The sequence below is a fragment of the Streptomyces sp. NPDC001443 genome (assembly GCF_053597355.1).
Genome location: NZ_JBSFIA010000064.1, coordinates 1 through 21,716 on the forward strand (window position 1 = coordinate 1; position 21,716 = coordinate 21,716).

Here is a 21,716-nt window from a genome sequence, read left to right on the forward strand (position 1 = left end):
GCGGGCGGTGTGTAGAACGGCGGGACGGTCGGGGCGGTCGCCTCGACGGCGGCCGCGGCGGACTGGGCCGCGGCGGGCAGGGCGGCGGCGCCCAGTTCCCTCATGCCGGTCACCCCGGCCAGGTGCCGGTCAGACGGCGGGTGGCCGTCGCGCCGCCCCGTTCGACGGCCGCCTTCACGCCCCCGAAGATGGCGCCCTGCAACACGGCGGCGGCGAGGATCTCACCCCAGGCCCGTTCCTCGTCGGTGGCGTCGGGAGCGTCCGCCTCCTGTCCGACGAGCTTCCACGTCTGTTTGAAGAGGCCCGCCGCGATCATGCCGGCGAGGACTCCCAGGACGAGTCCGACGGGCTTGTAAGCGATCTTGGATGCTTTCATGACTCAGCCCTTCCGCCGCCACAGCAGCCATCCGGCACCCGCCACCGCGGTGGTGGTCACCAGCACGCCCCGGTAGTCCCGCGACAGGCGCAGGCCCAAGGCGGCCCCGTCCCGTACCGGCCCGGGTGCCCTCTCGGCCCACCGCCGGCGCACGGGTGTCGCACCCGCGCCGGGCCGCCCGACACCGCCGGCGGAGGTGTCGCGCGCCGACGCGGACAACGGCTGCCGCGCCCGGGCGGCGACCGCGGCGGACTTCAGCCGGGCCCGCCCGGCCCTCAGGACGAGCCGCTCCCTCAGCACCGCGGCCCTGGCCGCGGCCCGCTGCCCGATCCGTACGGCCTTCTCCTGGGCGCGGCCCTTGACGTCGGTCTTCGCGGCGAGCGCCGCCACCGTGGCTCCCAGTTCGTGTCGCGTCCGCTCGACCTGCTCGCGCAGTTCCTCAGGAGTTCGAGCGGGGGCCCCTTCCTCGGTCGGTCGGGTCATCGGCGCGCCCTCTCCTTGATCTCGGCCACATCGGCCTTCACGTCCTCGATCGTCCGTACCGGCGCGGGTGGGGCGGCCCGTGCGATCTGCCTCTTGCCGCGCAGCGCCAGCACCGCCGCGACCGCGCCGAGGATCGCGGTCACGATCAGACCCGCTGCCCACACCGACAACGGGACGGCCAGCACGCCGATCGCCGTGGCCACCAGCGCCTGAAGCATCAGGAAGCCGACGACGCCGGCGCCTCCGAACAGCTCACCGCCCCGGCCGTAGCGCCTGCCCTTCTCCTGCATCTCCGCCTGGGCAAGGCGGAGTTCACCCCGTACGAGCTCCGTCAGCTGCTGCGAGGCACGCTGCACGAGTTCGCCCACCGGCTCGGCCCCGGCCGGCCGCTGACCGCAGCCGGGCTCCCGTTCAGTGCCGTACGCCATGACTGTCACCTCCTGTCTCTGTCGCTCCGCACCCGACTGCGTCGGAGCGGGGTCCAGCGAGCGCACGGGTACCCCGAACCGGCGGATGACGACATCGCAATCGAAGGCGTTCGCATCCGGGCAGGCAGGCCGGTGCACGGCGAGCCGCCGCCGCGCACGCCGACGCCGTCCTCGCCGAGTTGTCCGCGCGCACTCGCTCCTGCAAACCCTGCGGAATGCGGCCGCGCGCCGCCTCGCCCTCTGAACTTCTCCGCGCAGGAAGCGACTTCGAAGCTCTGACGGGCCGTCATGAATGGCCGTGAACACCGCGAAGCCCCCGAACCGGCCGGTAAGTCATTCAAACCGATATAAGCTCCGGCTGCACTCGTTCACTTCACATGGGGGATCCCCTTGCGCACGCGTCTTGCCGCTTCAGCCGTCACCATCGCCCTCGCGGGCGTCTTCTTCAGCGCACCGGCCGCATCGGCGGCGACCCTGCCGTCGACCAACACGGCCCACCGCTGCGTCCACCACACCACCGGACAGTGCGGCTGGACACACCACCAGAAGCCGAAGGACAAGTACGAGACGGCGAAGTGCAAGGACGCCTCCGTCTCCTACTCGCGGCACTCCCAGGGCACCTGCTCGCACCACCGCGGCGTCCGGTACTGGTTCAAGTAGACCCACCGGACCCACCACCACCCGGATGCGCCGCCTGCCGCCCACGGCAGGCGGCGCATCCGTGTACCGCGTGACAGTCGCCGGGCGAAGGTACGTCGAGCGACGAGCGGCTGCCGCCCGTCGGCTCACCGGGCCCGCAGCGCCGCGCCGATCGTCCTTCCCGTCTGCTGCACCACGCCCGCGAGCCGCTCCAGGCTGTGCGCGGGATCGGTCACGACGCTCAGGGACGCCAGTTGCGCGCCGTTCGGGCCGTGTACCGGCACGGCCACGCAGCACACGCCGGCCGTCACCTCCTCGCGGTCGAAGGCGACGCCCCGGTCCCGGATCTCCTGGGCCTCACGGTGCCAGGACGTGGGCAACGGGCCCAGAGGGAGCCGCGGATACGCCCCCGCGACCAGTACCTTGCCCGCGGCGGTGAACCAGGGCCAGACCGCGCCGTCGAGGGTTCGGCCGAGCGCCCCGGCCCGCTCGCCGGGCGTCCAGTCCAGGACCAGGGTCTGTCCCTCGCGCAGCACGTTGAGCCCCACCGTCGCGCCGGTGACGCGCGCGAGCCGGCGGGCCGGTGCCCGGGCGGCGGTGCGCAGGCCGGGGTGCGGCTGCCAGCCCTGCGCGAGCCGGAAGATCCGCGGCCCGATGCGGTAACCGTTGCGGCTGCGTTCGACGGCACCCAGCTCCACCAGTTGCTCCAGCAGGCGGTACGAGGTGGTCTTGGGCAGACCGCACTCGGCCGCGAGCCTGGTCAGTCCGGCCCCTTCGGCTCGTTCCACCGCCTCCAGCAACGCGAACGCGCCCTCCAGCACACTGCGTCCGCCGCCGTCCGGCGGAACCGGAGCGGGTGGCGCAGGCCGCGGAGGCGGTGCCGGATACCGGTCCTGCGGCTCGTACGGGTGGTCGGCCCGCCGCGCCGGTGACTGCGCCGTTCTCGTGGCTGTTGCTCCCCGTTGTTCGTTCACGTCCCTCTCTCCCCCGGATACCGACCGAGCGGCTCTCCGTACCGCCGTTCCCCGTGTACGACCGCTGTTCCCCGTGTGCGGTGCGCCGCCGTGTGCGGCGACTCCACGCCCCGGCAGACTGAACTCCGCCGTATCAGACTGAGGTCCGAGTGTGGCTGAGAACGTTGTCGATAGGTTGTCGCCGGGCGCGAGAATGTGTGCGTGGAGTGAGAACCTGCTGTGCGTGGAGTGTGGATGTCGTGGTGGAACTACGCCTTCTCGGCCCCGTGGAGCTCTCGGTGGGGGGCCGGACCGTCGAGGTCGGGCCACCGCAGCGGCGGACCGTGCTGGCCGCGCTGGCGGTGGACACCGGCCGGCCCGTTCCGGCCGACGTACTCATCACGCGGGTGTGGGGCGCCGATCCGCCCGACGGGGCGCGGCGCGCGTTGCACGCCCATGTCGCCCGGCTGCGCCGGCTGTGCGAGCGGACCGAGGACTCGGGACCGTCCCGGTTACGGCTGGTGCGCCGCTCCGGCGGATATCTCCTGGAGGCCCGTCCGGACGACGTGGACATCCATCGGTTCCGGCAGGCGGCGGGCCGCGCCCGGGAGAGCGGGCGCACGGACGAGGCACGGGCGGCACTGCTGCGCGAGGCGCTCGGGCTGTGGCACGGGGAACCGCTGGCCGGGCTCGGCGGGCAGTGGGCGGCGCGGGTGCGCGAGGCCTGGCGGCGCCATCACGTGGACGCCGCGGTCGCCTGGGCCCAGTTGGAGTCGCACGTCGGCGATGCCGTCAGCGTGATCGGTCCGCTGACCGAACTCCTCGACACCTACCCGCTCGTGGAACCGCTGTCCGAGGCGCTGATGCGGGCGCTGCACTCCGCCGGCCGCAGCGCGGAGGCACTGGACTGCTACGCCGCCGTACGCAAGCGGCTCACCGAGGAGTTGGGCACCGACCCCGGGGCGGAACTGCGCAGGCTCCACGAGGCGATCCTCCGGGGAGGCCTGGCCGAGTCCGTCGCACGGCCCGCTTCCCGCGCACCGGTCCCGGTGGCCGCCCCGGTCCGGCCACCGGCCGCGGCAACCGCGTGGCCGGGCGCGGTCCCCCGTCAACTGCCGATGGGGGTGCGGGGGTTCACAGGTCGCGGCGAGGAACTCGCCCGGCTGGAGAACATTCTCGCCTCGGCGGCGGACCAGCCGTCCGCGGTGGTGATCACGGCGGTGTCGGGCACGGCCGGGGTGGGCAAGACCGCGTTGGCCGTGCATTGGGCTCGGCAGGCCCAGCATGCCTTCCCGGGCGGCCAGTTGTATGTGAACCTGCGCGGGTTCGGGCCCGGCGGATCGGTGATGGGCCCGGCCGAGGCGGTACGGGGGTTCCTGGACGCCCTGGGCGTGCCGCCGGCCCGGATCCCGGCAGGCCTGGAGGCACAGGTCGGCCTGTACCGCAGCCTCCTGACGGGACGTCGGCTGCTGGTGGTGCTGGACAACGCCCGCGACGCCGAGCAGGTCCGTCCGCTGCTGCCCGGGGCGCCCGGGTGTCTGGCCCTGATCACCAGCCGAAGATCGCTGACCGGTCTCGCCGCCACCGAGGGGGCACAGCTGCTGACCATCGGCACGCTCGCCGCCGAGGACGCCCGGGAGTTGCTGATCCGCCGGCTCGGCAGGCAGCGGGTGACGGCCGATCCCGAGGCCGTCCGCGAGATCGTCGGCCGGTGCGCGGGCCTGCCGCTCGCGCTCGCGATCGTCGCCGCCCGTGCCGCCGCGCAGCCCGAGCTGCCGCTGGCCGCCCTCGCCGGAGAACTGCGCCCGGCCGACCGGCGGCTGGACGCCCTGGACGGCGGGGAGGCGAGCAGCGAGGTACGGGCGGTCTTCTCCTGGTCGTACCGGGCGCTCGGCCCGGAGGCCGCCAGGCTGTTCCGACTACTGGGCCTGCATCCCGGCCCGGACGCCGCGCTCCCGGCCGTGGCCGCGCTGGCCGGCGTACCGGTGTCCCGCGTCCGTACGCCGGTCGCCGAACTGGTCCGCGGACATCTGCTCACCGAACAGTCCACCGGCCGGTACGCCTTCCACGACCTGCTGCGCGCCTACGCGGCCGAGCTGGTCGCCGCACACGACGGCGAGGACACCCGGCACACCGCCGCGCACCGCATGTTCGACCACTACCTGCACACCGCGCACCGGGCGGACGCCCTGCTGACGCCCCGGCCCGCCCCCGCTCCCCTGCCGCCTACCCGACCGGGCGCCGGTGTCGAGGAGTTGACCGATCACCGGCAGGCGCGGGCCTGGTTCGGCGCCGAGCATCCGGTCCTGCTCGCCGCGGTGGAGCAGGCTGCCGCGGCCGGCTTCCCCGCGCACACCTGGCGGCTCGCCTCGGCCCTCACCACCTATCTCGACCGGCACGGCAACCGGCGGGCGCTGACCGCCGCGCACACCGCGGCGCTGGAGGCCGCCCGGCGTCAGGACGACGTCGTCGGGCAGGCGGAGGCCCACCGGGGACTCGGGCTCGCCGAGGACCGGCTGGAGCGTCCGGACTCGGCCCGCGCGCACTATCTGCGTGCGCTGGAGCTGTTCGGCGAGGTCGGTGACCACGCCGGGCAGGCCCGTATCCATCAGCACCTGTCCCGGATGTCCGAGGCCCAGGGCCGCCATCAGCAGGCGCTCGGCCACGCCCACGACTGCCTCGCGCACCACCGTGCCGTCGGCGACCGGGCCGGACGGTCCGCCGCGCTGAACCACATCGGCTGGATACTCGCCCAACTCGGCGATCACCAGCAGGCCCTGACGTACTGCCGTCAGGCACTGGAGCTGGCGCACGAGACGGGGGATCTCAACGGGCAGGCCCACATCCAGGACAGCCTCGGCTACATCCTCCACCGGCTCGGCGAGCACGCCGAGGCCGTCGACCGCTATCAGCAGGCCCTCGACCTGTTCCACCAGACGGGCGACCGGCACAGCGAGGCCGCCGGTCTCGTCTGTCTCGGCGATCTCCACCGCGCCACCGGCCGCCCGCATCCCGCCCGCACCGCCTGGAACCAGGCGCTGGCCATCACCGCCGGGCTCGGCCTCCCGGACGCCGATCCGCTGCGGGCCCGGCTCCTCGAACGGCTCGGCCTGCCTTCTGCCGACGGCTCGGTTCCCGCATCGCGTCAGGCACCTGCCTGAGGCCGGGCACCGGATGCGGGAGCCGGTCGGGTCAGCGCCGGGTGCCGGGAGTGAAGTCCACGCCTTGGTCGTTGAGTCGATGCCGAATCACGAAGTCCTCGACATCACCGGTGGGCCAGATCGAGCCGTGTCGGCGCAGCGCTTCGAGGTACTGCTCGTTCTGGGCGGCGTCAGTGACGATCAGGTTGGCGGGGTCGTTGTAGCGCCAGGGGTCGTCCGAGAGCCGGGTGCGGTGCTCGACACCGAGTGACTGGAACAGGGTGCCCGCGGCGGTCCTCGTGTTGACCTGCAGTGCGGTGCCTCCCGGGGCCGCGTCACCGGCCGCCTGGAGCTGTGCCTCGATCCGCTGGAGATCCGGGTCGGCGCGCAGCCGGCGCCAGATCGCGTCCCGTACGTTGTCGAAGTCGTCCCTCGCCAGGTCCCTCGCTTCCCGGAGAACCGCGTTGGCGGCGGCCCGCTGCGCGGGCGTCATCGGCCCGCTGCCGACCTGGCGCCGCAACTGGTCGAACTGCTGCCGCAGTTGGGTCAGCCTGGTGCGTTTGGCGGTGGCGCGCTGGCGACCGAGCACGTCGAGGACCACCGCCGCCATCCTGCTGTTGGCGACGCTCTCGTACTGTGCGAGGAGGGCCGGCCGGGACACCGCCGGAGCGCGGGTCTGCGGCGAGATCACGGTGGCGGCGGCCAGACCGGCCGGGGCCGGGGCGGCCACGGCGGAGGCCGGCGCCGTCGCGGACGGGGCCGGCGCGGTCGCGGCGGAGGCGGTGGGTGCTCGCGGGTCCGGGGCGGTGTCGGGCAGCTGCCCGCCCGACAGGACGATCGACGTCGGAGTCTCCTCCAGGCGCAGCGCGGGTACCGGATCGGCGAGACCGATCATCGCGCCCGCGAGGTAGGAGCGGGCCCGCTGCCCGGTGAAGCCGATGCCACGCCGTACGGACTGCCCGGCGCGGAAGGCCTGTTGCTCGGCGTTCTCACCGAGTCCGGTCGGCCGGCCGGCGGTCAGGGTGCCGACCGCCAGCGCGGTTCCCCCGGCCTGGAAGGACTGTGCCAGGTCACCGGTCTCCAGATAGGCCGCGCCACCGCCGGCCAGGCCGGGCAGTCCGACGCCGACGGCCCACCGGGCGGTGGGCGAGGCCAGCCCCTGCGCGTAGGTGCCCGCGACGGCGCCCAGCGTGCCCAGGCCGAGCCCGGTCAGACCGGCCCGCACCGCGGCCTCGCCGCGGCCGGTGCCCTCGGGCGGGGTGAGCAGGGCGCCGGTGACCCCGCCCAGCGCGTTCCCGCCGCCCTGCGCCAGCGCTCCGCGCCCGATCGACTGGAGCCGCGACAGGCCCCGGGCGCCGACGCCGAGGGTGCGGGCCAGGCCGAGGCTCGCGCCGCCGCCGAAGCCGATCGCAGCGCCCTGCCCCCCGACCCGCAGTCCCTCCTTCGTCCCGGCCGAGAGGGCCGCGCGTGACCCGTGCCCCGCGGCCAGCTCACCGCCGGCGCCCGCGGTGAAACCGAGCACCAGTCCCTCGCCGCCGACGACGACTCCGGTGCCCGTCGCGGTGAGGGCGGTCGCGGTGAGACCGGTGGCGCCCAGTCCGGCGACTCCGGCGGCGACCACCGGGGCGGCCAGGACGGCGCCCACGGACAGGGCGACGGCGAAGGCGAGATTGCGGGTGATCTCCAGTCCGTGCACGATCGACCCGGCCGCCGCCACGGCACGGTCGATGCCCTCCAGCACGATCTGCTGGGCCCTGTCCGCCTGTTCGACGGCGCCGAGGACGGCGTCGCCCATCTCGACGAGGGATCCGGCGCGCGCCGCCGCCCTGAAGCGGTTCAGCGCCATGTCGGACTCGGCCAGCGGGCCCAGCATCCGCGCCTGGAGCTCGACGGGCTCCTCCCCGCTGACCACACTGACCAGGAAGCCGACCACCTGCTGCTGTTCGTAGTTGAGGCGCAGGTGTTCCTTCATCCGGAACTCGGTGGAGTCGTTGATGCCGCGGGCCCGTCGGGCGGCCTCCGCCAGCGAGGACAGCACCTCGGCGCGTACGCGCTGCGCGGTCTCCAAGGGGAAGACGAGCAACTCGCCCTGATGGACGACGTACGCGGAGCCGGGCACGGCGTCGTAGGGCCTGATCGACTCGATGGTCCGCAGGTTGGCGAGGACACCGGACCGGTCCTCGGTCGCGGCGGGGACCAGGGCCCGGGCGAGGCGGGCCTGTCGGCGCTGAGCCCCGGCGCGGTCGAGGTCGGCGGTCACGGCGGGCGCGAGCAGCGCCAGTTCGGCGCGGAGCGTGGCGCGGTCGGCGCGGCTGACGTCGGTCCTCAGCAGCCAGGCCGCGATCCGGTCGGCCTCGGCACGGATCGCGGCCGGATCGGTGAGCGGGGTACTGGTGCGATCCCGCAGGACGTGCGGCATCTCGGTCTCGGGGGGCGCCGGTTCGGCCGCCGGTCCCGGGGCCGCGCGGCGAGCGCCGCGTGGGGCCGCGGGGCGGGGGCGGGGCCCGGTGGGGGACAAGGCCTGCGCGCGGCGGGCCAGTTCGGCCCGGAGGGCGGCCCTGGCCTCCACCATGCGGTCGACCTCGGGGGTCGTCGCGATCTGGCGGCCGAGCCACTCGTCGACGGCTCGCGCCTCGTCCGTCAGGTCGGACAGGCCGTAGCGGCGTACGTCCGGGGTGGTGGTCAGCCAGTCCTCCGGCGCCCAGGCGACATAGGGCGCCGCCGTGCCGGCCAGGGCCGTCGGGGGGACACCGCGGCCGGCCGCGGCGGCCTGGTGTTCGGCCTCCTCGGCGCCCGCGGTGCCGCCGGCGCTCTGCTGTGCCGCGTGCACCGCCTCGTGGACCAGCAGCGCCGGTGGGGCCTCCTGGCCCGGCCCGGTGGCGATGCCGATGTCACGGCCGAAGGTGAATCCGGCGGCGCCCGCAGCACGGGCGGCCGCCCGGACCCGTGGTCCGGTGTGCACCCGGACGTCGCCGGGGTCGTGGCCGACGGCCCGCTCGGCGGCGGCCCTGGGGCCGGCGCCGAGCGGTGTTCCCGGGCCGTCGAGCGCCCGGACCGCCTCGGTGGCGGCGGCCAGCGCGCCGTTGCCGATCGCGCGCCGCAGGCCGTCGCCGGAGAACCGGGCCTGGACCGGGGCCGGGGGCCGACGGGCGGGATCGCCCGCGCGGGTCCGCGCGGACCTGTGTGCGCTCTGCTGCTCGAACACCGTCGGCCTCCGTCCCTGGTCGTGCCCGTGCCCTTGGTCGGTCAGTCCGAGAAGCCCTGGAGGCGTCGGCGGACGTCGATCGTCGGCAGCACCACCTTGGCGGCGCGGACCACCAGCGCGGGAGACTGGCGGTTGGTGTAGAGGACGACACGCTGATAGGTGCCGTCGGTCTGCACCGGGGCGGGCTGGTGCTGGAGGACGTGCTGGAAGGTGCCGTCGCGCAGCGACCAGATCACCGAGTCGTCCTTGCCGGGACCGAGGTCCTCGCCTCGGGCGTCCTGCGGGGTGATGGCCACCAGGGCGGCGAGCAGCCCGCTCGGGTCGTTGTGCAGCCGGGTCACCCTGATCTTCGTGGCCTTGCGGTCCACCTTCACCGAGGCGAACGTGGAGGTGCTCAACTCCCTCGTGAACGCGTTGCCGTCGACGTCCTCGCCGTCGACGGTCAGGTGCCAGGTGTAGGTGCCCTCCTTGAAGACCTGCGCGAAGGTGTTGGTGTAGTTGCCGTTGCCGTCCGGGTCGAACAGCTCGTCGGTGCCGTCGACGAACAGGCCGCCGGTCGGGCAGTGGCGCGGCAGGTGGCGCCACTTGCGGTGGGTGAGCAGCGTACCGATGCGTCCCTCCATCCAGGTCGGCTCGTCCCGGTCGTCCTTGGCCTGGTCGGTCGGTACGGCGCCGAGTGCGGTGAGCTGCTCGCCGAGGCCGACGGCGGGCGCGTCGAGCACCGCCTTGACCCGTGCCCCGGCGACCGGCCTGTCGTCCTGCCGGATCCGCACGGTCAGGTCCATCCGGTCGCCGGTGAGGTAGTCGGGCCGGTCGAGCTGGACGTCGGCCAGCAGGTGCAGGTCCACATAGGCCAGGACCTGGCCCGCGGCGAGCGGTTCGGCGGTGGAGGGGCCGTTGCCGTGGACGACCCGCCAGTGGATGGGCGCGCCCTGGGCGAGGGCGGGGAGTTTGGCCACCGAGGTCGCCCGGTCCGAGGCGGTGGACAGGATGGTGATGGCCTCGGGGATGTAGGAGGTGCCGTCCCAGCGGGCGAGTTGGATGGTGCCGGTGAAAAGGGTCTCGCCGTCCGGCGGGGTCACCGCGAGGACCAGGCGGTCGGCGTCCGGCTCGGTGGTCAGGTAGACGGCGGGCACCGCTCCGTCGGGGTCGGGCAGGCCGGTGGTCGGCGTGGTCTGCTTCCTGGGCAGGTTGACGGTCTGCGCGTTGGCCAGCATCCGGCCGAAGGACTCGGCGAGTTCGCTCGGGTTGTCGACGAGGGCGAACCGGCCGGCGCCGAAGGTCGCGAGCCGGCTGAGGACGTTCTGGTCGGCGGTGGGGCCGAGCGCGATGGTGGACAGCTTGCAGCGGCCGGTGTCGAGCACCGCCCGGCGCGACGGTTTGGAGTTGACGGCGTCCTGGAAGGAGATCGCCCCGTTCACCGCGGAGGAGGGGACCAGGGCCGTGGTGCCGCTGTTCTCCAGGCCGTCGGTGCACATGATGATGGTGAACCGCTGGTCGGTGATGGTCCCGGAGGCCGCGAGCAGATCGATGGCGGCGATGAGTCCGTCGCCGATCGGGGTGTTGGTGCCGGGGACGCCGAAGTCGAAGGCCGGGTCGTCGACGGCCGCGACGGCGTCGGGCAGCCGTGTCAGCGGGAGCAGGGTCTGTATCCGGCTTGAGGGGCTGCCGCCGCGGAATCCGGCGACCTCGTCCTCGAAGGCGATGACGGCCACCCGGTCGTCGGTGTTGAGGCCCTCGCGCAGCCCGTCGAAGAGGTGGATGAGCACCCGGCAGGCGGTCTTGGCGTTCTCGAAGCGGTTCTCCAGCCCCATGCTGCCGGAGCGGTCGATGACCAGCACGATGTCCTGCACGCGCTGGGCGACCGTCATGGTCGCGGGGGCGCTGGTGTTGCGCAGGAATCCGGTGTAGATGCCCGCCGGGTCGGTGAGCGAGGTGGAGACGGTGAAGTCCAGCGGGACGGGCTCGTAGACGCCCGGGGTGTGGATCGTCAGGGACGGCGTGGTGGTCGTGGTGTCGGTGGTGATCTCCAGGACGGGCGCGGCCCCGGTGTACGACCACCGGTACTCGGGGGTCAGGGTGATCCCGGCGGGGAGGGTTCCGGCGATGGTGCGGGTGGACACCGCGCCGCCGGCGTTGAGGTCGACCGGTTGCAGTTCCAGCGCGTGGGCCGGCACGGTCAGGGCGGCCACCGGGTCGACGGCCAGCCAGTTCACCTCGACGTTCCCGCTGGACAGGCTCAGCGTCCAGGTCGCGGCGACGTCCGCGGAGGCGCGCAGTTCCCAGCGCTCCTGGGGTGCGCTGCCGCTGCCCGAGCTCTCGTTGATGTTGACGGCGAGCGTGACGATCCCACCCGAGACGGAGGGCGGGCCGGCGGTGACGGAGTAGTGGGAGACGTTCCCGCCGCCCGGCAGCGGCACGGGCGCGCTGCGGCCGGTGCTGGGCGCGGAGTCGATGTGGATCAGGGACAGGGACAGTCCGGGCAGGTTGTCCGGGTAGGTGAGGGTGAAGCCCTGCTCCTCCAGTGCGTTGATGTCCGCCTCGAACACGGTGACGAAGGCGGAGGAGTCGGAGACGGTGTAGTTCGGCTGGTTCGCGGTGGTCGGACTGACGGCCGGTGTCGGCATGCGAGGTTCCCCCTAGATGGCGGTGATGATCTGTTTGGCGTAGACGTCGGCGTTGCCGGTGCGGGTGCTGACCCACAGCAGCCACAGGCCGAGGCCGGGCACGAGGAAGGGATGTGCGCCGAGGTTGGCCTGTGAGCCGGTGACCAGGCGTTGGGCGGCGGTCCAGGTGCCGCCGATCACGGTCCTGCGGCGCAGCACGAGATCGCTGCCGCCGCCGGCCGCGGTCCTGCTGCTCACCAGGTAGACGGTGCCGTCCGCGTCGCGTACGGCGGCGGGCTGGGCGTCGGCGGCGTCGGAGTCGGACACCTTGGTGGAGGTCCAGGTCCCGTTGTTGCCCGCGACGACGGTCAGTGCCGTGCCGTCGTCGTAGAAGACGAGGACCTCTGTGGCGCTCAGCGCCAGGACGAAGACGGCGAGGTCGCCGGTGGCGGCGAAGTCCTTCTGGAGGTCGATGACGGGCGCGTCCTGCGGGTTGCCGCTGGCCGGGACCGGGTTGAAGCGCAGGATCTGGAGTTTGGCCCCGTCGGAGTAGGCCACCCACACCTTGCCCTCGGCCGAGGCGGCGTGCAGGTCGCGCTGGGTCAGACCGGTCGCCGACAGGGCCACCGGGGCGACGTCGAGGAACACGTTGTCGGTGTGCCGGTAACGCCGGTAGAACCACTGTTTGAGGGTGGAGCTGCTCTGGTGGGTGAAGAACACCACCTGGTCCCCGGCCAGGGCGGCGCGGACCCGCTGGTCCGCCACCGGGCTCGCGGTGGCGGCCACCGGCTGGGCGGTCGCGGCGCCGAGGCCCGCCAGCGGCCCGCGCTTCATGAGCACGTCGGTGCCGGGCCCGTCGGCAAGCCCGTTCTGGTACGCGACCACGAGGTCGCCGCCGGGCAGCGCCACCGCCGCGGGCTCGATGTTCTGGCCCTCGCTCGTGACGGGCGGGGCGAGGGAGAAACCGAGTTCGGGGCGGGCGGGGTCCATGCGGGCGGCAAGGATCTGGTTGCTGCCGGACCTCGGGGACTGCCAGACGGCGACCAGGCCGCCGCTCGCGTCGACCACGCTGGCCTTGTTCAGCAGGTCCGCCTTGTCGCCCGGGGACACCGAGATCTCGGGGCTGGGCGGGAGCTGGCCGGCGAGCAGCGCGTTGATCGCGTCGCGCAGGCTCACCCGGGGCCGGTCCAGCCCTTGGCGGTAGGCCGTGGCGCTGGTGCCCAGGACGTCGTCGACGAGGGTGCTGGGCGGCATCTGGAGGTTGCGCGGGCGCAGGTCGGTGAGGGCGGACGTGCGGACGGCGGCGGTCCCGGCCTGGCGGGCGAGCCGCGCCAGCGGCAGATAGGCGTGCCCGCCGAGGAAGTCCGGGTCGCCGGGCGCGGGAGCCTCGGTGGCGCCCGGCCGTACGCGTACGGTCCACTCCCGTCGCACGCGTACGCAGGTCTCGACTCCGACCAGGGGGTCGACGAGCGTGTCGTCCTCGGCCGCCGTGACCTCCCGGTCCCACACGTCGAGGTGGACCAGGTCGGTGCGGGTGCCGGAGGCGGGGGCGGCGAGCTCGGGGACGACGGGCACGCCCCAGGCGGCGGCCAGCGCGGGGTTGTTGTACAGCGGCTGGGACGCGTACGCGATCCGGCCCTCGTGGACGGCGTCCCGGCCGTCGGCGAGGCAGCGTCCGGCGCCTTCGGGGGTGCCGTCGCCGCCGGAGACGAAGAAGTCGTTTCCGGTGCCGGCCGAGGCGGTCACCCGGTTCGCTGCGGCGTTGACGGCGGCGACCACCTCGGCGGCGGTGGCGGCGCCCAGGTCGGCGAAGCCGCTGGGCGTGAACGTCACGGTCTGGGGCGGTGCGCCGTTCGCCGCGACGACCAGGGTCATTCCGGGGCTCAGCGCGAACGGCTGGGCGGCGTCGCCGGTCAGCCGCGCGGGGGCCGGGCCGCGGGCCGACTGCCGGTTGACCGCGGTGAAGCCCAGGACCGCGGCGGCGGTGGAGGCGTTCAGGTCCACGCCGATGGAGGAGGCGGGGGTGCCGGTCGCCGCCGGGGAGAGCCGGATGGTGCCGACCCCGCCGCCCGCGGCGGCCTCGATGCGGAACCCGTCGTTGCCGGCCGGTACTCCGTCGCCGACGAACCACTTGAGGAACGCCTCGACCTCGAACCTGCGGATGTCCTCCAGTTCGTTCCAGTCGGCGTCCACCAGGGGGACGCCCTGCTGGAGCCGTATGCCCACGTAGTGCTTGACACGGTCGAAGGTGCTGCGGGAGAAGTCACCCACGGTGACCCCCTTCCCGGGACGTGCGGCCGGGGCCGCTGGACGGTGGCGTGATGAGGACCGGTCGGGTACTGGCCGGGACGAAGTCCGTGAGCGTGCCGGCCAGCCGGGTGGCCACCGAGGCGATCCGGGCGGGGTCGGTGGTGTCCGGGGTGAGGAACAGTCCGACCGTGTCCCGGGCGATCCGGTCGTCGCCGGTGCGGGTGCCGTGCGCCCCGGTGTCGTAGGTGTAGGTCTGGAAGTCCTCGAAGGTGCCGCGCGCCTGCCGTTTCGCGGTGTCCCGGGTGTCCACCGTGGTGGTTCCGGCGTACCGGTGGTCGAGGGTGCGGGTGGCGCCGAAGTCCTCGCCGGTGTGGGCGACGGATTCGTTGGAGCGGTACGTCAGCAGGGTGTTGCCGCCGGTGTGCACGGCCAGCGGACCGCGCCGCGCGTACGGGTCCCCGACCACCTGCTGGGGGGTGTCCCAGGTGAGGGTGGCGGGTGTCAGTCCCGCGCGCAGGACGGACCAGCCGCCCTGCCGGGTGGAGGACCAGAAAACCTCGACGGTGCCGTCCGGGGCGACGAGGGGTGCGGGCTGCCGGTCGTGGAAGCCGTCGCCGGTCCTGGGCAGCGGCCGGATCTGCGACCAGTCCGCCGCCGTGGGGTCGAGGCCCTGTTTGACGCGGTAGAAGACGCTCCATCGGCGCTGGCCGGCCGGACCGGCCGGCTCGTGCCGGGCCCAGAACAGCCACAGGCGTCCTGCGGTCGCGGTGGGGTGGAAGGCCACGCACAGGTCGTCCTCGACCCGCGGGTCCTGGCCGCCGTCCGGCGGGAAGGCGGCGGGGGTGGTCAGCTGCCAGGCGGTGCCGTCGTGCCGGTTGCAGCGCAACTGCCAGACCCCGGTGACCCGTTCCAGCCAGAACAGCCACAGGCCACCGGTCGCGTCGGCCACCGTGACCGGCATCCGGCGCTCGGCGGACGGGTCGCCGAACACGGCCGGCGCCGTCCACCGGGTGCCGGTGCGGGTGGCGAAGGAGATCCGCCAGTGGCGCTCGCCAGGCTCCTGTGCGGGGTCGTAGGTCTGCCAGAACAGCCAGATTCTGTCGCCCTGGCGGGCCGCGGCCGGGTGCTTGTCGACCGCGGGTCCGTCCGTGACGGGCCGGCTCGGCTGCCAGGCGCCGTCGGCGTACCGCTTGGACCAGATGTCCCAGCCGTGCCGGCGGCGCGTGTGGTAAAAGAGCAGCGTCGAGCCGTCGGTGTCCTCGACGGCGGCCGGGCGGCCGTCGTGGGCGAAGTCGACCGAGGCGAGCGCGGGGGTGCTCCAGGCGCCCGTGGAGTCGCGCAGGGTGGACCACAGGTTGAGGCGTTCCGGCCGGTTGCTGCGGGCGACGTTGTGGACGAACTCCTTGGTGCGGCTCGCCCAGCCGGTGACCCGGGTGACCGTGGCATCCAGGGCGGGGACGCTGCCCGTGACCGCGTACAGGCGCGGTGCGAAGCGGATCTCGTTGCGCTGCGCGGCGATGGACAGGCCGTGGTCGGTGCGCCAGCCTATCCACTGGGCGAGCAGCGGCAGCAGCCGGCCGTCGACCCGTTCCAGGTCGGCCAGCGCGAGCGCGGCCCGGCCGAGGCTGTAGAGCCGGTCCAGTTCGGCGCCGGGCAGGTCCAGGAACCCGCGGAGCTGGCCGGGGTCGGTGTCCAGGGCCGGTGCCGGGCCCCTGCGGGCGGGCGGCCGGTCGGCGTCGTAGCGGCGGTAGAGCGCGGGCAGCAGGCCGTACAGCCGGCCGGCGAACCCGTAGCGTGCGGTGGCCGTGGCGGTGGCCACGTTGTGCGGGTCGGGGTCGTAGACCGGCGGGTTCCCGGTGTAGGGGAACAGCGCGTAGTAGTAGACGTGTTCGCCGAGCAGGCCCTCGTCGGTCGCGGCGAGCAGTCCGGTGCCCCGGGCGACGGTGGTGCCGTCGTCCGGGTCCGCCGGGTGGGTGCCTTCGCGGCGCACCACGCGTACGCCGGTCGGGGGTGCCCCGTCCGGGTAGGCCCAGGTGAGGTCGACGCGGTGGCCGTCGGGGTGGCCGGTGGCGGTGATGTCGAGCAGCCGCATGTCAGCCCCCGGCCTGTTCGATCAGTACGACCTTCAGGCCGCTCGCGTAGTCGGTGTCGGTGGGCACGACCGGCACCTCGTTGGGGCCGAGGGTGATCGTGCCGTGGGGTTCGACGGCGGGGAGCGGCCGGTCGCCGCGGCGGAACTCGGTGATGTTGACGAAGACGACGCCCGGCACGCTCTGGCTGTCCTCGTAGAAGCGGCTGAGGTACACGCTCTGGTGGAAGTCGACGCGGTCGAAGGCGAGCAGGTCGGCCGCCGCCCGCTGCACCGCGGCGACGACGTCGGCGGGGGTGTAGAAGCTCTGCACCGCGATCTCGGCGGTGACGAAGACGGGTACGTAGTCGACGTCGGCGATCTCGACGATCTGGCTGAGCATCCGTTTGTCCTCGAAGTAGGCGGTGAGATCCGCCGCCAGGACGTCGCTGACCTTGCCGCCGCCCTCGGGCGCCACATAGAGGGTGATCTCGTTCCAGCCCGTGGCGGCGGCGCGTACCTTGCCGACGCCCTTGCAACTGAGGGCGAGTGCCTCGAAGTCGGGGGCGGTCACCGCGCGGCGCAGGGAGCGGAACACCGCCGGGGCCTGCCGTACGGCGTGCGTGGTGTCCTCGCGTCCGGCGCCGCCGGTGGCGGGGAGCGGGTTGGTGACCCGGGCGCCCAGCAGGGCGAGTTGGGGTGCGTCGGCGATGGTGGTGACCGCGTCGGCGGGTACGTTGCCGGCCGTTCCGCCGCCGACCCGGTAGGTCGCGGTGATCCGCGCTCCCTGGCGGGGCACCGCGCCGAAGGCGCCGTCGCCGAAGACGACGGTGGCCCGGTCGTTCTCGTCGACCTCGATGACGTAGTCGTGCCGGCCGGCCTGGCTGAAGGCGAGGCTCTCCCGGCGGGTCCACTCGTCGACGGTCCCGGACAGTTGCGTCAGCAGCAGGACGTCGTCGCCGGCGGGCCGGACCGCTGTCGGCCGGCTGAGCACGGCGTGCGGATGGACCAGCGGGAACCGCTGGTCGGGGGTGCCGTCCGAGATGCCGAGCAGCTCGTCCGCGATCAGCCGCCCCTCCTGCACGGGGACCCCGGTGAACGTCTTGCGGCCGGTCCGCGGATCGGCCGTCAGCGCGCCGAAGTCGATGGTCAGGGGCGAGTCCCCGGTGTACTCGAACCGCACGCCCGGACGGTCCTTGCGGCTGGTGGTGGCGAACGCGTCGCCCTTGACGACCGTGACGACCGTGTCCACCGATCCCGGCACGGTCAGGGTCAGCAGGGCTGCGGCGGGTGCCGTGGTGGCGAGTTCGTAGCCGATCAGCCGCAGATGGTCGATGACGCTGCGGCGGGTCTGCGCGGTGCTCAGGAAGCTCTCGTTCGCCACCCGGTCCTGGTAGTAGCTGAGGATGTCGCCGATGTGCGCGAACAGTTGCAGCAGTACGTTCCCGAAGTCGGCCTCGTCGGTGAAGTCCGTCCACTGGGAGAGCTTGCGCGGGATCTGTTCGCGCATGGCCTGGAGCAGGCTCTCGTAGTCGCGGGCCGTGTAGTCGATGACCGGCTGGCCGTTGACCTGCACTATTTCCACCATCGCGTCGCCTTTACCTGAAGTGGACCCGCAGTGCCTGCGGAGCCAGGTCCTTGCGTCGTACGTAGGCCACTTCCACGGTCAGTGCCTCGGCGTCGGAGCGGACGTCCACTCCGCCGACCACCAGCAGGTCCCCCAGCCAGCGGGTCAGCGCCGCGCTGACGGAGAACTCCACGGCGGCGGCCATGATCGTGTTCGTGGGGTCGAAGACGAGGTTGAACAGCCCGCAGCCGAACTCGGGCTGGTTCACCCGCTCCCCGGGCGCGGTGAACAGCAACTGGAGGACTTTGCCCCGCAGTTCCGCGTCCTCGCCGTCGGTCCGGATCGCTCCCGAGGCGTCGACGCCGAACGGGAAGCCGAATCCCGTCGCCATGTGCTTCCTCCCTCATCCGGAACACGTCACGAAGTCCTGGCCGCGCGCGGTGACCGTCGAGCCGGCGGGCGTGCCGAGGCCGCTGCACGTGTCGACGGCGTCGCCGTCCAGCAGCACCCGGGTGCCGTCGACCGTGAGGAGGGCGCTGCCCGCCGCGCTGTTCGGCACGCCGGTGCCCAGGGGCGTGTCGGTGATCTGGAGGGTGGCCGGGGTGGGGGTGAGGGCGACGGTGCCCGGTCCCGGCGCGAAGTTGCCGCCCGAGGGCCCGGCGTGTCCGCCGCCGGGCGCGTCCTCGCCGGGATCGAGTCCGCTGCGGCTGGTCACCAGGGCCACGGGCCTGCCCTCGACGGTGACGAACGTGCTGAGCGCCTCGGTGACGGAGCCGCGATAGGCGTAGTCGCCGATCCCTGCGTAGGGGGCGGTGGGGGGCGGCGCGGCGGGGTTGGGTCCCTGGCCCTGGACGTGGTGCCGGTCGGTGCCGCGCACCGGGTCGCCCTTGACGACGAGGAGCTTTCCCATGGCTCAGCCCTTCTTGAAGTCGATGCTGTCGCAGACGATCCGGACGGGCTGGCCGGGCGCGTCGATCGTGAACGGCACGGCGGCGTGCAGCGTCATCGCGCTGTCCGTCATCTCGATCGTGTTGCCGGTGGCGTCGGTGATCCTGATGCCGTCCTGGGTCAGGGCGATGAGATGGCCCTTGCCGCCCTCTCGCACGAGGACCGACTCGGCGCCGTCGGCGTCCTCGAACTGGACGGTGTGTCCCTTGAGGGTCTTGATGATCTTCCGGGTGGGCGGGTTCTGGACGTCGGAGCGTTCGGTGCCGTCGTCGTCCTGCGGCTTGGGGACCTGGCTTGCCGCGTCCGGTGCCGTCCAGTAGGTGCCGACCCAGACGGGGAACTCCAGGTCGCCCTCCTCGAACTCCACCCACACCCCGGCGCCGACGGACGGGACGAACAGGAAGCCCTGGTCGGCGGCGCCGCCGAAGGGCGCGCAGGGGGTGGCCCAGCCGGTGACGACCTCGGGGCCCAGCACGCTGGGCACGCCGACCTTGAGCCGGCCGAGCCGCGAGGGGTCCTCGTTGTCGCACACGACGCCCCGGTACTTGCCGTAGTGGCGGCGCTCGACCCGGTCCGCGAGGTCGGCGACGACCCGTTCCAGTTCCAGGCTCATGGCGCACCCACCGGCAGGCCGGGGCCGCCCGCCGCGAGCGCGTTGCGCCTGACCCGGAAGTACTGGTTGTAGCTGTTCTCCCGGAAGCGGTGGGTGACATGGGTGACGTAGTAGGTGCCGCTGTGGGTCTCCCCCACGCCGTTGACGACGACGGTGCGGCGGGGCACGAGCACACTGCCGTACCGGTTGGCCGCCACCTCGCCCTCGCCGGTGACGAACCACTCCGCGCGGTCGTGCAGGGCCTGGCAGAGCGCCTCCATCTCGGGGCCGCCGGTGGCGACGGCCCGGGCGACCCGCACCTGTCCGGGAGTCAGGCCCGGGGGCAGGGTGTCCGCGGGCCGGCGAGCGCCGAGGGCCGGTTCGTGGCCGGGGCGCGATGTGGCGTCCAGCGGTTCACCGGTGGCGCGGTCGAGTGCGGACATGGTCACGTCCGTCGGGGCCAGAGCGTTGACCTCCAGGCTGAACCGGTTGACGTTCGTACGGCTCCCGGCGTGCACGTTGAGCGGGTCCTGTACGGGCTCGCCCAGCTCGGGGGGCCGGAAGTAGCCGGTGCCGCCGTCCACGAAGCACTCGTAGCCGTTGCGCAGGGCGAGCCGTCTGAGGAACCGGATGTCGCTCTCCCGCTGGACGATCGTGGAGATCTCCTCGTGGTGCACGATCGGGGTGTCGGCGACCTGCGGGGTGAGTCCGGCCTGTTGGAAGACCAGGGCGGCGATGTCGCTGTCCTTCATGTTGGGCCAGGCCCTGACCACGTCCGTGCGGTCCATCAGCACACTCGCGTCCATCCCCCACACCTCCAGTCGGCACTGCTCCATACCGGGCCCGAACTCGGGCCGGACGTGCGTGATGTGGGCGGTCAGCAGCTTCCTCGTGTCGTCCCTCAGCCCGGCGGTGACGGTGACCTTGCGCCACGGGGCGAACCGCCGGTCGTCCAGATGGGTCCACGAGCCGTCCGCGTCGAGCCGCAGCGCCACGGTCATCCGGACCATGCCGGCCAGTTCGTCGTCGAGTTCGATGTCGACGCCGATCAGGTCGGACTTCAGGTCGGAGGCGTCGCCGCCGTCGATCTCGATCAGCAGGTGGTCGTTCTGCACGGCCCGCCCCCTCAGCTCACCGACGGCGGGACGACGACCGGGCGGCCGAGCCGTCCCTGCTCCACCGGCGGGCCGACGGCGAACCCGGTGGACCTGATCACCTCGGACAGCGCCTCGGCCTCGACGCCGGCCCGCGCATGGGTCACCAGGACCGCCAGGTCGGTGCGCCGCACCACCGCGCCGCCCGGCTGCGGCACGAACGTCACCTCGTCCACCACGCTCACCTCGTCCACGCCCACCGTCCGGGACAGCGTCCTGATCAGCAGGGCCCAGGGCGGTACGTCCGGCGCGGCGGTGAGCGGGAAGCGGTGGGTGACCAGGGGTCCGCCGTCGAGCAGGTCGAGCGGCGAGAGGAACTCCGGGTTGGCGTCGCAGATGTGCCAGTACCGCAGCGGCTGCCGGTAGTAGGAGAAGGCGAGTTGGTCCAGCCGGTCGCCGCTGTCGACGGTGTGGGTGAAGGTGCCGCTCACCCGGGGCAGCGGCCGGACGTCCTTGGCCGCCACCACCCGGCCGCGCGCGTCGGTCACCGCGATGTCGGGCACCTGCCGGTAGCGGGAGAGTCTGCCGAACACGCCGCCTCACCCCGGGACCACGACGTCGGCGGCGCCGGTGGCGTCGGCGACATTGAGCGCCGACATCGCCTCGACCATGGCCTTGGAGTACAGATAGGGCACGCTGTCGCCCTCGATGACGGTCAGGTTCACCGACACCGTGGCCCGCACCGGGTTCAGATCGGCGCTGAACTCCGTCTCGGTGATGTTCATCGCGGTGATGTTCACCGGCAGGACCCGTTTGCGGCCGAAGATGAACAGGATCACCGGCGGGTTGGGGCTCCGGGTGAAGCTGAAGCCGTCGGGCTCGCCCAGCAGCGCGCCGGCGGCCGACCCCAGCAGGCTCTCGTCCTTGGGATACACCATCAGTTCGAGCGTGGAGAGCTGCGGCCCGACGCCGAACCGCTCGGCCACCGGGTCCCGGTCGTCGAGCCGGTCGGTGGCGTCCAGCCGCAGGTCGAACGCGATGGTCTGGTCCTGTACGTTCACCAACTGCTCCCGCTGGAGCGCCAGCAGATCGGAGAACTCGCCCCGGACCTGGCGCAGGGTGCGCTGGGGTACGACGGCGGGCGCCTCGCCTGCCGCCGTGGGGCCCGGCACTCCGGGGAACGCGTACGTCAGCGCGCGATTGCGGGACAGCTGCACGGGGTTGAACTGGAACACCACCGCCAGTGGCGGCACGCTCAGCCCGAACTCCACGAAGGCGCCCCGCAGGATCCTGGGCTTGTTCGGAAAACCGTCGGTCATGACTCCCCCGCTCCGGCCGGTGCGACCGGTCCGCCGCGTCGTGTGTGG

At 73.3% G+C, this 21,716-nt stretch carries 17 protein-coding genes; 2 read left to right on the forward strand and 15 right to left on the reverse strand.

Translation table 11 applies throughout. From position 1 onward, the window contains the following. Positions 1-109: 109 nt before the first annotated feature. Genes ACWC24_RS39130 through ACWC24_RS39140 form a run of 3 tightly spaced genes read right to left on the reverse strand, consistent with a single transcriptional unit; the run spans position 110 to position 1,287 of the window. Positions 110-376 carry a DUF4235 domain-containing protein gene (locus ACWC24_RS39130; protein WP_450667674.1) on the reverse strand — a complete coding sequence of 89 codons (267 nt, stop codon included), beginning with the start codon at positions 374-376 and terminating at the stop codon, positions 110-112. A 3-nt stretch (positions 377-379) separates the two neighbouring features. Beyond that, entirely contained in the window at positions 380-859 is a 480-nt protein-coding gene (locus ACWC24_RS39135) for a DUF3618 domain-containing protein (protein ID WP_450667675.1), read from the reverse strand. Continuing rightward, a complete protein-coding gene (locus tag ACWC24_RS39140; RefSeq protein WP_450667676.1) occupies positions 856-1,287 on the reverse strand; it encodes a phage holin family protein in 432 nt (143 codons plus the stop codon). The genes ACWC24_RS39135 and ACWC24_RS39140 overlap by 4 nt, the downstream gene beginning before the upstream one ends. Positions 1,288-1,677: 390 nt before the next feature. On the opposite strand from ACWC24_RS39140, the gene ACWC24_RS39145 reads away from it, so the two are divergent. After that, complete coding sequence (locus tag ACWC24_RS39145; protein WP_450667677.1) at positions 1,678-1,947, forward strand: DUF3761 domain-containing protein; 270 nt, start codon at positions 1,678-1,680, stop codon at positions 1,945-1,947. Positions 1,948-2,072: 125 nt separating this feature from the next. Here the strand turns inward: ACWC24_RS39145 and ACWC24_RS39150 are convergent, their stop codons facing one another. Further along, entirely contained in the window at positions 2,073-2,747 is a 675-nt protein-coding gene (locus ACWC24_RS39150; RefSeq protein ID WP_450667678.1) for an IclR family transcriptional regulator, read from the reverse strand. Between the two features lie 392 nt (positions 2,748-3,139). Between ACWC24_RS39150 and ACWC24_RS39155 the strand changes: the two genes are divergently transcribed. Beyond that, positions 3,140-6,040: an AfsR/SARP family transcriptional regulator gene (locus ACWC24_RS39155; protein WP_450667679.1), complete on the forward strand. Its 2,901-nt coding sequence runs from the start codon at positions 3,140-3,142 to the stop codon at positions 6,038-6,040. 31 nt (positions 6,041-6,071) lie between these two features. On the opposite strand, the gene ACWC24_RS39160 is transcribed toward ACWC24_RS39155, so the two are convergent. Genes ACWC24_RS39160 through ACWC24_RS39210 form a run of 11 tightly spaced genes read right to left on the reverse strand, consistent with a single transcriptional unit; the run spans position 6,072 to position 21,668 of the window. Continuing rightward, positions 6,072-9,224: an eCIS core domain-containing protein gene (locus ACWC24_RS39160; RefSeq protein WP_450667680.1), complete on the reverse strand. Its 3,153-nt coding sequence runs from the start codon at positions 9,222-9,224 to the stop codon at positions 6,072-6,074. Positions 9,225-9,265: 41 nt separating this feature from the next. Then, positions 9,266-11,851, reverse strand: a complete 2,586-nt coding sequence (locus ACWC24_RS39165; RefSeq protein ID WP_450667681.1) for a vWA domain-containing protein — start codon at positions 11,849-11,851, stop codon at positions 9,266-9,268. Positions 11,852-11,863: 12 nt separating this feature from the next. After that, complete coding sequence (locus ACWC24_RS39170; RefSeq protein WP_450667682.1) at positions 11,864-14,101, reverse strand: DUF6519 domain-containing protein; 2,238 nt, start codon at positions 14,099-14,101, stop codon at positions 11,864-11,866. Continuing rightward, positions 14,094-16,172 (reverse strand): hypothetical protein, encoded by a 2,079-nt coding sequence (locus tag ACWC24_RS39175; RefSeq protein ID WP_450667683.1) that lies wholly within the window; start codon positions 16,170-16,172, stop codon positions 14,094-14,096. The genes ACWC24_RS39170 and ACWC24_RS39175 overlap by 8 nt, the downstream gene beginning before the upstream one ends. Position 16,173: 1 nt before the next feature. Further along, entirely contained in the window at positions 16,174-17,736 is a 1,563-nt protein-coding gene (locus ACWC24_RS39180) for a baseplate J/gp47 family protein (RefSeq protein WP_450667684.1), read from the reverse strand. 10 nt (positions 17,737-17,746) lie between these two features. Beyond that, positions 17,747-18,106 (reverse strand): GPW/gp25 family protein, encoded by a 360-nt coding sequence (locus ACWC24_RS39185; protein WP_450667685.1) that lies wholly within the window; start codon positions 18,104-18,106, stop codon positions 17,747-17,749. A gap of 12 nt (positions 18,107-18,118) precedes the next feature. Continuing rightward, a complete protein-coding gene (locus ACWC24_RS39190; protein WP_450667686.1) occupies positions 18,119-18,625 on the reverse strand; it encodes a hypothetical protein in 507 nt (168 codons plus the stop codon). 3 nt (positions 18,626-18,628) lie between these two features. Beyond that, on the reverse strand, positions 18,629-19,276 hold the full coding sequence (locus ACWC24_RS39195; protein ID WP_450667687.1) for a phage baseplate assembly protein V: 648 nt from the start codon (positions 19,274-19,276) through the stop codon (positions 18,629-18,631). Then, complete coding sequence (locus ACWC24_RS39200) at positions 19,273-20,370, reverse strand: phage late control D family protein (RefSeq protein WP_450667688.1); 1,098 nt, start codon at positions 20,368-20,370, stop codon at positions 19,273-19,275. Before ACWC24_RS39200 ends, ACWC24_RS39195 begins: the two co-directional genes overlap by 4 nt. An 11-nt stretch (positions 20,371-20,381) precedes the next feature. Continuing rightward, positions 20,382-20,942 (reverse strand): hypothetical protein, encoded by a 561-nt coding sequence (locus ACWC24_RS39205; protein ID WP_450667689.1) that lies wholly within the window; start codon positions 20,940-20,942, stop codon positions 20,382-20,384. Between the two features lie 6 nt (positions 20,943-20,948). After that, complete coding sequence (locus tag ACWC24_RS39210; RefSeq protein WP_450667690.1) at positions 20,949-21,668, reverse strand: hypothetical protein; 720 nt, start codon at positions 21,666-21,668, stop codon at positions 20,949-20,951. Positions 21,669-21,716 lie beyond the last annotated feature (48 nt).

Excerpts from the sequence above, each read along its gene's own strand:
- ACWC24_RS39185 (WP_450667685.1), bottom strand. The coding sequence starts at position 18,106 with ATGGCGACGGGATTCGGCTTCCCGTTCGGCGTCGACGCCTCGGGAGCG.
- ACWC24_RS39130 (WP_450667674.1), bottom strand. The coding sequence starts at position 376 with ATGAAAGCATCCAAGATCGCTTACAAGCCCGTCGGACTCGTCCTGGGA.
- ACWC24_RS39135 (WP_450667675.1), bottom strand. The coding sequence starts at position 859 with ATGACCCGACCGACCGAGGAAGGGGCCCCCGCTCGAACTCCTGAGGAA.
- ACWC24_RS39180 (WP_450667684.1), bottom strand. The coding sequence starts at position 17,736 with ATGGTGGAAATAGTGCAGGTCAACGGCCAGCCGGTCATCGACTACACG.
- ACWC24_RS39165 (WP_450667681.1), bottom strand. The coding sequence starts at position 11,851 with ATGCCGACACCGGCCGTCAGTCCGACCACCGCGAACCAGCCGAACTAC.
- ACWC24_RS39190 (WP_450667686.1), bottom strand. The coding sequence starts at position 18,625 with ATGGGAAAGCTCCTCGTCGTCAAGGGCGACCCGGTGCGCGGCACCGAC.
- ACWC24_RS39195 (WP_450667687.1), bottom strand. The coding sequence starts at position 19,276 with ATGAGCCTGGAACTGGAACGGGTCGTCGCCGACCTCGCGGACCGGGTC.
- ACWC24_RS39140 (WP_450667676.1), bottom strand. The coding sequence starts at position 1,287 with ATGGCGTACGGCACTGAACGGGAGCCCGGCTGCGGTCAGCGGCCGGCC.
- ACWC24_RS39175 (WP_450667683.1), bottom strand. The coding sequence starts at position 16,172 with ATGCGGCTGCTCGACATCACCGCCACCGGCCACCCCGACGGCCACCGC.
- ACWC24_RS39210 (WP_450667690.1), bottom strand. The coding sequence starts at position 21,668 with ATGACCGACGGTTTTCCGAACAAGCCCAGGATCCTGCGGGGCGCCTTC.